The following is a 12,646-nucleotide window of genomic DNA, read 5'->3' as shown; positions in this document are numbered from 1 at the left end:
CGCCGGCTACGAGCACGCGCGCCGGGTCGCCGCCGAGGTCACCCGCCGCACCGCGCCCGGCGAGCCCGTCCTGGTGTGGGGGATGCACCCCGAGACGTACTGGCTCGCCCACCGGCCGCCCGCGAGCCGCTACCTGACGGCCGGCCTCCTCACCAACTTCGGCGGCGGCCGCACGGGCACCGCGACGGTGGGCGAGAAGTGGGCCGTACGGGGCGCCTGGCCGGTCTTCCGCCGCGAACTGGCCGGCCACCCCCCTGGCCTCGTCGTGGACGACGCCAGGGGCGCTCCCTACCGCCTCGCCCGTACCCCGACCCTGCGCGCCTGGCTGCGCGAGGGATACGCGCGGGCGGGCGAGGTGGACGGGGCGGTGCTGTACACCCGAAGAGCGGAGTAGACGGCGGCGGCGCCGGGCCGCAGGCGGGTCGGGGGCGTACGGCGCGGGCCCCCGGCCACCGTCAGGGGCGTACCGTGCGGGGCCCCGCCACCTCGGCGCCCAGGGCCGTGACGCGGGCGCGCAGTTCGCGGTCGGCGGTGATGACGAGGGTGGGGCCCCGGGCCGCCTCCACCTCGGCCACGATCCGGTCGTCCCCGCTGCCGGGCGCGGCCACGATGCGTACCCCCTCGATCGCGGTCACGCCCCGCGCGGCGCCCTCCACGACGAGCACCACGTCGAGCGGCGCCGGCCAGCCCGGCAGCCCCTCGCTCCCGTACCGCGCGAGCGAGTCCCGGAGCCTCTCCGCCGCCCCCTTGCGGTCCTTCCACCAGCCGTCCGGCACCGAGCCGACGACATTGGCGGCGTCCACGACGAGTGTGCGCTGTGCGTCCATGCCCCCATCATCGCGCGGCGGGGACGGGGGCCGGGGCGGGGTGCGCCGGGCTGCTTTTATGATGGGCGCTGTCCGGCGTCGCTCGCGTCGGCGGCCGGCGGTCCGGCCTGGAGAGAAAGGTGGGCCGATGGCCAGAGCGGCACGACAGGACGGTGGCCCGGCGCGGGCCGCGCAGGCGCCCGGCGAGGTGCGGGTGCCCGCGGCTCGCGGGGTCGTCGCGGGCACCGACGGGCGGCTCACCGCCTACGCCTACACCACCGAGGGCGTCCTGCGCTGGACCGAGGAGCGCTCCGGGGGCGCCAAGTGGCACGGCCCCGAGTTCTTCCCCGTCCCCGGCCTCAACCACCTGACGGTGGCGCAGGGCGCCAACGGGTACGCGCACCTCGTGGGACGGCGGGTGCGGACGCGGGACGACGGGACCGAGATCCTCGACATCCTGCACGCCGTCCAGTACCAGACGGGGCGGGCCCTCGGCGCCTTCCGGAGCGCGGGCACCCCGCACCCCAAGAACCCCGAGCGGCGGCTCGGCGACCCCGGGGCCGCGAGCGACGCGGGCGGCACCGTGCACCTGCTGACCCGCAACTACCCGGGCGGCGGGCTCATGCTGCGCCGCGAGGACAAGACGGGCAAGTGGGAGCCGTGGAAGGACATCAAGGGCTCGAAGGTGCACAACCCGCCCGCCGTGGTGCCCACGTCCACCGGCGCGGTCGAGATCCTGGCGTCGAGTGACGGCCCCGCGTTCCACTGGGTGAGCGAGAAGCCCTTCACGGCCTTCGCGCGCCGCCCCGACATCCCCCTCTCGGTGCGCGCGGGGAGCCTGACGGGCCTGGAGACCTCGCCGGGGCAGGTGACCTGGTACTGGACCGACCGCGAGCGGGGCGGCATCGTCGCGCACCGTCTCGGCGGCTGGCTCATACCCATCGGCGGGGCCCCCGAGGAGGGCCCGGTGGCGGCCCTGCGCACGGAACTCGACGGCGTGGACAGCACCGTCCTCGCGCACCGGGACGCGAGCGGGCAGGTCCTGACCGCCGCGTGCGCGAGCGAGGAGGAGGGCGCCGGGGTGTGGTGGGCCCCGACCGGGCTCAACGGCACCGGAGCGCCCGCGCTCGCCGTGGACGGCGCCGGGCGGGTCGTCGTGGGCCTCTTCGGCCCGGACGGACGCCCCCGGCTGGGCGCGTCAGGCGCCGGGGCGCGGGCTGGCGCTGGGGCCCGTCCTGGCGGTGTGAGGCCGCCCGCGACGACGGGAAGGGGCCGGCCCCCGGTGGGGGACCGGCCCTTGCGCGTGTCGCCGACGGGGGCTCAGCCGCCCGAGGCCGGGGACTTCCTGGCCGACTCGGGGATGTCCACGTCGTTGCGGATCGCCTTCCACACCTGCCCGGCCTGCGGTTCGGCGGGCACGACGCGGTTGGGGTCCTGCGCGTCGTAGGCGACGGGCAGCATGACCGTGTCCATCGTGTTCGGGTCGATCCCGCGCATACTGCGGGCGAACTTCGCGAGGGACGTCAGGGAGGCCAGGTCCTCGTCCGTGGTGAGCGCCTTGGTCGCCGAGTTCGCCATCTTGATGGCCTTGGTGGGGCTGCCGAGGAGGTCCTGCTTCTTCACCTCGCTCAGCAGCGCGAGCAGGAACTGCTGCTGGAGGCCGATGCGGCCGAGGTCGCTGCCGTCGCCGTGCCCGTAGCGGGTGCGGACGAACTTGAGCGAGTCGGTGCCGTCGAGCTTGTGGGTGCCCTTCGGCAGGTCGAAGCCGCTCTTGGAGTCGTGGATGTCCTCGTCGGTCGTCACGGTGACCCCGCCGATCGCGTCCACGAGCCCCTTGAACCCGGCGAAGTCCACCTCCACGAGGTGGTCCACGCGGACGTCCGACATCTTCTCGACGGTCTTGACGACGCACGCGGGCCCGGCGAGCGAGTACACCGAGTTGAACATGACGCGGTGGGCGGCCGGGAGCTTCCCGCCGTCGCTCTTCGCGCACTCGGGGCGGTCCACGAGCGTGTCGCGCGGGATGCTCACCGCGACCGCCTTCTGCCTGCCCTCGGGGATGTGCACGAGCAGCGCGGTGTCCGAGCGGGCGCCGCTCACGTTCCCCGCGTCGAGCTTGCCGTTGTCCCCCGAGCGCGAATCGGAGCCCAGCACGAGGAGGTTGGTCGCGTTCCCGGCGGCGACGGCCTTCTTCGGGCGCTGGGCCTCGTCGAGCTGCTTGCTCAGGTCCACGCCCTTGATGTTGCCGTTGAGGTGCTCGTAGTACCACCAGCCGGTGCCGCCCGCGGCGAGCACGACCACCACGAGGCCCAGGAGAATCCAGCGGCCGACGTGGCGCTTTCGGCCCTTGCGGCGGTCCTTGCGGCGTGACGCCCCGGGCGGGGCGGCCGGGGGGCCGGGCGGCGGCGTGTCGTCGTAGCTCATCCTGCTCCAGTCGGGTTCGGCCGAGGGTGCTGTGGGGGCGGCTCTGCGGGCGCCGCGGGGGACTGGAGTGGGGGGCCGGTCCGCGCGTGGCCTCGAACTATAAGCCACCTACCTCGAAACGATGTGCGAGGACGGCCTGTTGGTTCCCCGCTTCCCCGGCCGGTTCGCGGGAGGACGGGCCGTGACCGGTCGTACGAGGGCGGGCCGCGGCCGGTCGTACGAGGGCGGGCCGTCCCGGAAGAATCCGGGGCGGCCCGCCCTGTGCTCCGTGCGGCGGCTCAGGCCGTCGGCACCGACGCCACGCCCGGCGCGAGGAACCGCTTGCCCGTGACGCGTTCGGTGACGCCCGCGCGGTCCAGGTACGGGGTGATGCCGCCCAGGTGGAAGGGCCAGCCCGCGCCCGTGATGAGGCACAGGTCGATGTCCTGCGGCTCGGCGACGACGCCCTCGGCGAGCATGAGCGAGATCTCCTCGGCGACCGCGTCGAGCACGCGCGCCCGCACCTGCTCCTCCGTCAGGACGGTGTCACCCTGCTGGAGAAGCGCCGCGACCTCGGGGTCCAGCTCCGGCTTGCCGGAGTCGTACACGTAGAAGCCGCGCTTGCCCGCCTCGACGACCGCCTTGAGGTTCGGCGAGACCGTGAAGCGGTGGGGGAAGGCGCCGTGCAGCGTCTCGGAGACGTGCAGGCCGATCGCCGGGCCGACCAGCTCCAGGAGCACGAGCGGCGACATCGGCAGGCCCAGCGGCTCGACGGCCTTCTCGGCGACGGCGACGGGCGTGCCCTCGTCGATGACGTTCTGGATCTCGCCCATGAAGCGCGTCAGGACGCGGTTCACGACGAACGCCGGGGCGTCCTTGACGAGCACCGCGCTCTTCTTGAGCTTCTTCGCCACGGCGAAGGCCGTCGCGAGCGAGGCGTCGTCGGTGGCCTCGCCGCGCACGATCTCCAGGAGCGGCAGGACCGCGACCGGGTTGAAGAAGTGGAAGCCGACGACCCGCTCCGGGTGCTGGAGCTTGGAGGCCATCTCGCTCACCGAGAGCGAGGACGTGTTCGTCGCGAGGATCGCGCCCTCGGGCACGACCGCCTCGACCTCGGCGAAGACCTGCTGCTTGACGCCGATCTCCTCGAAGACGGCCTCGATCACGAAGTCCGCGTCCGAGAAGCCCTCGGCCTTGTCCAGGACACCGCTGACCAGGCCCTTGAGGCGGTTCGCCTTGTCCTGGTTGACGCGGCCCTTGGCGAGCAGCTTGTCGATCTCGGCGTGCACGTAGCCCACGCCCTTGTCGACGCGCGCCTGATCGATGTCGGTCAGCACGACCGGTACTTCGAGGCGGCGGACGAAGAGGAGCGCGAGCTGCGAGGCCATGAGCCCGGCGCCGACGACGCCGACCTTGTTGACCGGGCGCGCGAGCGACTTGTCGGGCGCCCCGGCCGGGCGCTTCGCGCGCCGCTGCACGAGGTCGAAGGCGTACAGGCCGCTGCGCAGCTCGCCGCTCAGGATGAGGTCGGCGAGGGCCTCGTCCTCGGCGTCGAAACCGGCCTGGAGGTCGCCGTCCTTCGCCGCCGCGATGATGTCCAGGGCGCGGTAGGCGGCCGGGGCGGCGCCGTGCACCTTGCCGTCCGCGAGGAAGCGGCCCGCCGCGACGGCCTGGTCCCACGCCTCACCGCGGTCCACCGCGGGACGCTCGACGGCGATCTCGCCCTTGAGGACGGCCGCCGTCCACAGGAGCGACTGCTCCAGGAAGTCGGCGCCCTCGAAGATCGCGTCCGCGATGCCGAGTTCGAAGACCTGCCTGCCCTTGAGCTGCCGGTTCTGGTTGAGCGAGTTCTCGATGACGACCTTGACGGCCTTCTCGGCGCCGATCAGGTTCGGCAGCAGCGTGCAGCCGCCCCAGCCGGGGACGAGGCCGAGGAAGACCTCGGGCAGCGAGAACGCGGGCAGCGCGGCGGAGACGGTGCGGTACGCGCAGTGCAGACCGACCTCGACGCCGCCGCCCATCGCCGCGCCGTTGTAGTACGCGAACGTCGGCACCGCGAGGCCGGAGAGGCGCTTGAAGACCTCGTGCCCGCCGTGGCCGATCGCGAGCGCGTCCTCGCGGCGCTTGAGCAGCCCCACGCCCTTGAGGTCGGCGCCGACCGCGAAGATGAACGGCTTGCCGGTGATGCCGATACCGGTGATCTCGCCGTCGGCGGCCTCCCGTTCGACCTGGTCGATCGCGGCGCTCAGGTTGGCGAGCGAGGCGGGCCCGAAGGTCGTCGGCTTCGTGTGGTCGAGGCCGTTGTCCAGCGTGACGAGCGCGAAGCGGCCCGCGCCGGGGAGGTCGAGGTGGCGCACGTGCGCCTGCGTGACGACCTCGTCGGGGAAGAGCGCGGCGGCTTCCCGCAGCAGCTCGGTGGTGGTGCTCACTTGCCCTCCCAGTGGGGGTTCTCCCAGATCACGGTGGCGCCCATGCCGAAGCCGACACACATCGTGGTGATGCCGTACCGCACCTCGGGCTGCTCCTCGAACTGCCGCGCGAGCTGCGTCATCAGCCGGACACCGGAGGAGGCGAGCGGGTGGCCGTAGGCGATCGCGCCGCCGTACTGGTTGACGCGCGGGTCGTCGTCGGCGATGCCGTAGTGGTCGAGGAAGGCGAGGACCTGGACGGCGAACGCCTCGTTGATCTCGAAGAGGCCGATGTCGGAGATCGACAGGCCCGCCTTGGCGAGCGCCTTCTCCGTCGCGGGGATCGGCCCGTAGCCCATGACCTCCGGCTCGACGCCCGCGAAGGCGTAGGAGACGAGGCGCATCTTGACCGGCAGACCGTTCTCGCGCGCGAAGTCCTCGGAGGCGATGATCGACGCGGTCGCGCCGTCGTTGAGACCGGCCGCGTTCCCGGCGGTCACCCGGCCGTGCGGGCGGAAGGGGGTCTTGAGGCCCGCGAGCTGCTCGATCGTCGTCCCCGGGCGCATCGGCTCGTCGGCCGTCGCGAGGCCCCAGCCCGTCTCTCCGGCCTCGGGCGAGGTGCGGCGGATCGAGACCGGTACCAGGTCGGCCTGGATCTTCCCGTTCGCGTACGCCTTCGCCGCCTTCTCCTGCGAGCGCACGGCGTACTCGTCGGCGCGCTCCTTGGTCAGGTGCGGGAAGCGGTCGTGCAGGTTCTCCGCCGTCATGCCCATGAAGAGCGCCGACTCGTCGACGAGCTTCTCGGAGACGAAGCGCGGGTTCGGGTCGACGCCCTCGCCCATCGGGTGGCGGCCCATGTGCTCGACACCGCCCGCGATGACCGCGTCGTAGGCGCCGAAGGCGATCGAACCGGCCGTCGTCGTGACGGCCGTGAGCGCGCCCGCGCACATGCGGTCGATGGAGTAGCCGGGCACCGACTGGGGCAGCCCGGCGAGGATGCCGGCGGTACGCCCGAGCGTCAGGCCCTGGTCGCCGATCTGGGTCGTCGCGGCGATCGCGACCTCGTCGATCTTCGCCGGGTCCAGGTCCGGGTTGCGGCGCAGCAGCTCCCGGATGGCCTTCACGACGAGATCATCGGCGCGCGTCTCGTGGTACATGCCCTTGGGGCCCGCTTTGCCGAACGGGGTGCGGACGCCGTCGACGAAGACGACGTCCCGGATGGTACGAGGCACGTTGGCTCTCCTCCAGGGTGCGGGACGGAACTGCCACGCGGCACGGCGGGGCGTGTCGCTCTCCCCGTCATGCTACTCGCGGGTAACCGTAAGTTGCACCCCCTGCGAGGGGGGCGGCGTAGGTCACACGAGGCACGGACGGCGACGCGCCCGTCCACCGAGGCCCGCGGGGCCGAGCCGCGTCGGCTGAGCCGAAGGGAGCGCGACGGTGCCGAGACGCACGTCGCGCGCGGGTCGCGAGGGGCGAGCGCCCGAGCACGTCGGGTGGCTCGGCACCGGCACCGGCGCTCCCGGAGGCGAAGCCGACGCAATCAATCAGCGTGGGCCTGGAGGGCTCGGGTCAGTACGGGGGTCACGTGCTCGATCTGCCAGCGCCTCGCCCCGTGCTCGCGCAGTGCCTCCGCGACCGCGTCCGGGTCGGGGGAGGCCGGGGGCTCCCAGCAGACGCGGCGGACCGTGTCGGGGGTGATCAGGTTCTCCTGGGGCAGGCGCAGCTTCTCGGCGAGCGCGTTGACGCCCGCGCGCGCGGCCGAGAGGCGGGCCGCCGCCTCCGGGTCGCGGTCCGCCCAGGCGCGCGGCGGCGGGGGCCCGGCGACCGAGGCGCCCGGCTGCGGGAGCTCGCCGTCGGGCAGTTCCCTGGCGCGGTCGATGGCGCCCTGCCACTGGTCGAGCTGCCGCTTCTGCGCCCGCTGCCCGAAGGCGGGGAGCGCGCCGCCGCGCCTGCGCGTTCACCGGGACGGCGAGCGCGGCCTCCACGATGGCGGCATCGGGCAGCACCTTGCCGGGCGAGACGTCGCGGCGCCGCGCGATCCGGTCCCGCAGCGTCCACAGCTCCCGTACGACCGCGAGCTGCCGGCGCCGGCGCACGCGGTGCATCCCCGAGGTGCGCCGCCAGGGGTCCTTGCGCGGCGCGGGCGGCGGCGCGGTGGCGATCGCGTCGAACTCCTCCAGCGCCCACTCCAGCTTTCCCTGCCGGTCCAGCTCCTTCTCCAGCGCGTCGCGCAGGTCCACGAGGAGTTCGACGTCGAGTGCCGCGTACCGCAGCCAGGGCTCGGGCAGCGGGCGCGTGGACCAGTCCACGGCCGAGTGCCCCTTCTCCAGCGTGTAGCCGAGGACGTTCTCGACCATCGCGCCGAGCCCGACGCGCGGGAAGCCCGCGAGCCGTCCGGCCAGCTCCGTGTCGAAGAGGGTGTGCGGGACCATCCCGATCTCGCGCAGGCAGGGCAGGTCCTGTGTCGCCGCGTGCAGGTCCCACTCGGCGGAGGCGAGGGCGGCGCCGAGCCCGGAGAGGTCGGGGCAGGCGACGGGGTCGATGAGCGCGGTGCCCGCGCCCGCGCGCCGGAGCTGGACGAGGTAGGCGCGCTGTCCGTAGCGGTAGCCGGAGGCCCGTTCGGCGTCGACGGCGACGGGGCCGCTGCCGCCCGCGAAGGCGGCGACGGCGTCGGCGAGGCTCTCCGGGTCGGCGATGACCGGGGGGATGCCCTCGCGGGGTTCGAGGAGGGGGACCGGTGCCGGATGCGCGGCGCCTTCGCCGGGCCCGGGGTCCGTCCCGGAGACCTGCGGTGCGGTGGCTGCTGGGCTGTCTTGGGCGTCGGTGGCATCGGTCACCGGTCAAGGGTATCCGGGGACGTGCCGGAGGCCACCGACGGAATGATCCGCCGGTGGCCTCCATGGGGGGACGGGGGTGGGGACTCGCTGGACTCAGTGGATGATGCCGGTGCGCAGGGCCACGGCGACCATTCCGGCACGGTCGCCGGTGCCGAGCTTGCGCGCGATCCGGGCGAGGTGGCTCTTGACGGTCAGGGCGGACAGGCCCATCGAGACGCCGATGGCCTTGTTGGACTGGCCCTCCGCGACCAGTCTGAGGACCTCGACCTCGCGACCCGACAGCTCGCGGTAGCCGCCCGGGTGGCTCGGGGTACCCGGGGGGCGGCGGTGCGTACGGGAAGCGGCGCCGAGCTGGGCCGCGCCGGGACGGCCCGGCAGCCCGACGTTGGTGCGGGTGCCGGTGACGACGTAGCCCTTGACTCCGCCCGCGAGGGCGTTGCGCACGGCGCCGATGTCGTCGGCCGCGGAGAGGGCGAGGCCGTTGGGCCAGCCCGCCGCGCGGGTCTCGGAGAGGAGGGTGAGCCCGGAACCGTCGGGCAGGTGGACATCGGCCACGCAGATGTCGCGCGGGTTGCCGATGCGGGGACGGGCCTCGGCGATGGACGAGGCTTCGATGACGTCGCGTACGCCGAGCGCCCAGAGGTGCCGGGTGACCGTGGAGCGCACCCGGGGGTCGGCCACGACGACCATCGCGGTCGGCTTGTTCGGACGGTAGGCGACCAGGCTTGCGGGCTGCTCAAGAAGAACGGACACCGGGCCTCCTGTGGTGGGGGAGAGGAGCGGGACGGTCCCGGCCGGGGAAGAAGCCGGGCGAACCGTGCCGACAAGGTCGAAATGAATGTCGGCAGCACGCCCGGGGTCCTTTAGGGAATGATCACGAACGAGGGAGGAAAAAACGGAATGATTAGGACGGGTTTTCGATCAGGAAGAGATCGGAACGAGAACTCGAACGAATCAGGTCCCGCGTGTCATCCGTTCGTGAACGGCGTCATGTCTTCCCCTACCGGTCCGTAACCGATCCGTAATCGTCAGTCGCGTCGCCCGCCGACCTTCCTGGCCCGCTCCCGCCACCAGTCCCGGGCGCCGCTCCGGGCTCCGCTCCGGGCGCCCGTCAGGCCCGGCCGGGCGTCAGGAGCGCGGTCCCCTGCGCTGCGGCAGCGAGACCACCGCCGCCTCGCCGGGGCCCGTCGCCGGGGGGAGCCCGGCGATCTGCGAGAGCAGTTCGCACCACGCCGCGAGGTGCGCCGTCACGTCGGGCACGCCGCTCGGCGACTCGCGCGGGGTCCAGGAGGCGCGCATCTCGATCTGCGAGGCGGAGGGGCGTTCGCGCAGCCCGCCGAAGTAGTGCGAGCTGGCCCGGGTCACGGTGCCGCCCGCCTCGCCGTGGGCGAGGCCGCGCGCGGTGAACGCGCCGGTCAGCCAGGACCAGCACACCTCGGGCAGCAGCGGATCGGCGGCCAGCTCCGGTTCCAGCTCGGCGCGGACGAGCGAGACGAGACGGAAGCGGCCCTTCCACGCCTCGTGCCCCTCGGGATCGTGGAGCAGCACGAGCCGGCCGTCCGCGAGATCCTCGCCGTCGCCGTCGCAGACGGCGGCCTCCAGGGCGAAGGCCCAGGGGGCCAGCCGCTGGGGAGCCCGCGTGACCGTCAGCTCGATCTCGGGGCGGGGTCGCGCCGCGCGCAGCGAGGCGACGGCGGCGCCGAAGTCCGCCGGGGTTTTCTGGGAGTTTGTACCGTCCGTACCGTGAGCCGCAGCCATGCGGCGAAGCGTATGCGCATTCGCGCGAGGGGGTGGGGGGTGCTCGCCGTGTGGCGGAAGGTTTGGCCCGAAGTCGGGTGGCCGCGGAGGATGACAGACTTGGCGGCGTGAGTGACAACGACATGACGCCGTCCCCTTCGCCTCGCGACTCCGTCTTCCTCAAGGCGTGCCGGCGTGAACCCGTCCCCTACACGCCCGTGTGGTTCATGCGGCAGGCCGGGCGGTCGCTGCCCGAGTACCTCAAGGCGCGCGAGGGGATTCCGATGCTGGAGTCCTGCGCGCGGCCCGAGCTCGTCGCCGAGATCACGATGCAGCCGGTCCGGCGTCACGAGGTCGACGCGGCCGTCTACTACAGCGACATCGTCGTCCCGCTCAAGGCCATCGGCGTCGATCTCGACATCAAGCCGGGCGTGGGACCCGTCATCGCGGACCCGATCCGCACCGAGGCCGACCTCGCGCGGCTGCGCCCGCTCGTGCCCGAGGACGTGTCCTACGTGACGGAGGCCGTCGGTCTCCTCACCGCCGAACTCGGCGCGACCCCGCTCATCGGCTTCGCGGGCGCGCCCTTCACTCTCGCCAGCTACCTCGTCGAGGGCGGCCCCTCGCGCAACCACGAGCGCACCAAGGCGCTCATGTACGGGCGGCCCGAGCTGTGGGCGCGGCTCCTGGACCGCCTCGCGGACATCACCACCGGCTTCCTCGAGGTGCAGATCGAGGCGGGCGCCTCGGCCGTGCAGCTCTTCGACTCCTGGGTCGGCGCGCTCTCCCCGGCCGACTACCGGCGTTACGTCCGGCCCGCGAGCGCCAAGGTCTTCGCCGCCGTCGCCGGGTACGGCGTGCCGCGCGTCCACTTCGGGGTCGGTACGGGCGAACTGCTCCACGACCTCGGCGAGGCGGGCGCGGACGTCGTGGGCGTCGACTGGCGCGTCCCCCTGGACGAGGCCGCCCGCCGCGTCGGCCCCGGCAAGGCGCTCCAGGGGAACCTGGACCCGGCGGTGCTCTTCGCCGACGAGGCCGCGATCCGCGAGAAGACGACCGAGGTGCTGGACGCGGCCCGCGGTCTGGAGGGCCACATCTTCAACCTCGGCCACGGCGTGCTCCCCACGACGGACCCGGGCGTCCTGACGGACCTCGTCGCGGACGTGCACGAGCGCTCGCGCCGCTGACGCGGGGGGTGGCGGGAAGGTAAGCGGCGGGACGGGGCGGTACGAGGCGGGGCGCCCCCGTGCCTGTTCCGGCCGCCCCGCCCACCCCGTGGCGGGACCCGTCACTCCGCCTCGCGCACCGCCTTCACCGCCTTGCGGGCCGCGACGAGGACGGGGTCCCACACCGGCGAGAACGGCGGCGCGTAGCCGAGGTCGAGTGCCGTCATCTGCTCGACCGTCATCCCGGCCGTGAGGGCGACCGCCGCGATGTCCACGCGCTTGCCCGCGCCCTCGCGCCCGACGATCTGCGTGCCCAGGAGCCGTCCCGTGACGCGCTCGGCGATCATCTTGACCGTCATCGGGGCCGCGTCCGGGTAGTAGCCCGCGCGGCTCGTGGACTCGATCGTCACGCTCACGAAGCGGTACCCGGCCGCCGCCGCGTCCCGCTCGCGCAGCCCCGTGCGCCCGATCTCCAGCTCGCACACCTTGCTCACCGCCGTGCCCACGACACCCGGGAACGTCGCGTAGCCGCCGCCGATGTTCGAGCCGATGACCTGGCCGTGCTTGTTCGCGTGCGTGCCGAGCGCGATGTGGCGGGTGCGCCCGGCGAGCAGGTCCAGGACCTCGACGCAGTCGCCGCCCGCGTAGATCTCCTCGTGTCCGCGCACCCGCATCGCGAGGTCCGTGAGCAGCCCGCCCGACGGCCCGAGCGGGAGCCCCGCGGCCCGCGCGAGATCCGTCTGCGGACGGACGCCGAGACCGAGCACGACGACGTCGGCCGGGTACTCCGCCTCGTCGGTGCGCACCGCGTTCACGTGCCCGTCGTGCCCCGTGCCGAGCGCGGTCACGGCCGTGCCGTTGACCATCGTGATGCCCATGCCGCGCATCGCCTCGTCCACGAGCGCGCCCATGTCCGCGTCGAGCGTCGTCATGGGCTGCGGCGCGTGGTTGACCACGGTCACGTCGTAGCCGCGCCGGATCAGTGCCTCGGCCATCTCGACGCCGATGTACCCGGCGCCGACGACGACGGCCCGCTTGCCGCGTGCCTTCGCGAGCGTCGCGAGCAGCCGCTCGCCGTCGTCGAGCGTCTGCACGCCGTGCACGCCCGGTGCTTCGATCCCGGGCAGGTCGGGGCGCAGGGGGGCGGCGCCGGTGGCGATGACCAGCTTGTCGTACGAGGTCCAGTACTCGCCGCCCGACTCCCGCTCGCGCGCCCGCACCCGCCGCCCCTCGACGTCCAGTTCGGTCACCTCGGTGCCCGTGCGCAGGTCGATGTCGCGGGCCCG

At 73.7% G+C, this 12,646-nt stretch carries 8 protein-coding genes and 2 pseudogenes; 2 read left to right on the top strand and 8 right to left on the bottom strand.

Going from position 1 to position 12,646, the window contains the following annotated elements; genetic code table 11:
• Positions 1-394: pseudogene (locus SSBG_RS04555) on the top strand (glycosyltransferase); the annotation flags it as partial.
• A 61-nt stretch (positions 395-455) separates the two neighbouring features.
• On the opposite strand, the gene SSBG_RS04550 reads toward SSBG_RS04555, so the two are convergent.
• The 7 genes and pseudogenes from SSBG_RS04550 to SSBG_RS04510 form a co-directional block, all read right to left on the bottom strand.
• Entirely contained in the window at positions 456-827 is a 372-nt protein-coding gene (locus SSBG_RS04550) for a hypothetical protein (protein WP_008745042.1), read from the bottom strand.
• Positions 828-2,126: 1,299 nt separating this feature from the next.
• On the bottom strand, positions 2,127-3,230 hold the full coding sequence (locus SSBG_RS04535) for an LCP family protein (RefSeq protein ID WP_008745040.1): 1,104 nt from the start codon (positions 3,228-3,230) through the stop codon (positions 2,127-2,129).
• Positions 3,231-3,508: 278 nt separating this feature from the next.
• Entirely contained in the window at positions 3,509-5,638 is a 2,130-nt protein-coding gene (locus SSBG_RS04530) for a 3-hydroxyacyl-CoA dehydrogenase NAD-binding domain-containing protein (RefSeq protein WP_008745039.1), read from the bottom strand.
• A complete protein-coding gene (locus SSBG_RS04525; RefSeq protein ID WP_008745038.1) occupies positions 5,635-6,849 on the bottom strand; it encodes a thiolase family protein in 1,215 nt (404 codons plus the stop codon). The genes SSBG_RS04530 and SSBG_RS04525 overlap by 4 nt, the downstream gene beginning before the upstream one ends.
• A 311-nt stretch (positions 6,850-7,160) precedes the next feature.
• Positions 7,161-8,457, bottom strand: a pseudogene (locus tag SSBG_RS04520) (HRDC domain-containing protein).
• 93 nt (positions 8,458-8,550) lie between these two features.
• Positions 8,551-9,210: a helix-turn-helix transcriptional regulator gene (locus SSBG_RS04515; protein ID WP_007820863.1), complete on the bottom strand. Its 660-nt coding sequence runs from the start codon at positions 9,208-9,210 to the stop codon at positions 8,551-8,553.
• Between the two features lie 375 nt (positions 9,211-9,585).
• The gene (locus SSBG_RS04510; protein ID WP_008745036.1) at positions 9,586-10,215 is read right to left on the bottom strand and encodes a DUF3000 domain-containing protein; all 630 of its coding nucleotides are present in this window, start codon (positions 10,213-10,215) and stop codon (positions 9,586-9,588) included.
• A 122-nt stretch (positions 10,216-10,337) separates the two neighbouring features.
• Between SSBG_RS04510 and hemE the strand changes: the two genes are divergently transcribed.
• Positions 10,338-11,381, top strand: coding sequence for a uroporphyrinogen decarboxylase (hemE, locus tag SSBG_RS04505; protein ID WP_037871085.1), 1,044 nt, complete (start codon positions 10,338-10,340; stop codon positions 11,379-11,381).
• A 101-nt stretch (positions 11,382-11,482) separates the two neighbouring features.
• On the opposite strand, the gene SSBG_RS04500 is transcribed toward hemE, so the two are convergent.
• The coding region (locus tag SSBG_RS04500; RefSeq protein WP_106429304.1) for an FAD-dependent oxidoreductase at positions 11,483-12,646 on the bottom strand (1,164 nt) is incomplete at its 5' end.

Origin of the sequence: Streptomyces sp. SPB074 (assembly GCF_000154905.1) — a bacterium.
GTDB lineage: Bacteria > Actinomycetota > Actinomycetes > Streptomycetales > Streptomycetaceae > Streptomyces.
This window is presented reverse-complemented; position numbering and strand designations above follow the sequence as displayed.

Bases quoted from the DNA above. Each gene is read 5' to 3' on its own strand.
- SSBG_RS04550 (WP_008745042.1), bottom strand. From the start codon at position 827: ATGGACGCACAGCGCACACTCGTCGTGGACGCCGCCAATGTCGTCGGC.
- SSBG_RS04535 (WP_008745040.1), bottom strand. From the start codon at position 3,230: ATGAGCTACGACGACACGCCGCCGCCCGGCCCCCCGGCCGCCCCGCCC.
- SSBG_RS04510 (WP_008745036.1), bottom strand. From the start codon at position 10,215: ATGGCTGCGGCTCACGGTACGGACGGTACAAACTCCCAGAAAACCCCG.
- hemE (WP_037871085.1), top strand. From the start codon at position 10,338: ATGACGCCGTCCCCTTCGCCTCGCGACTCCGTCTTCCTCAAGGCGTGC.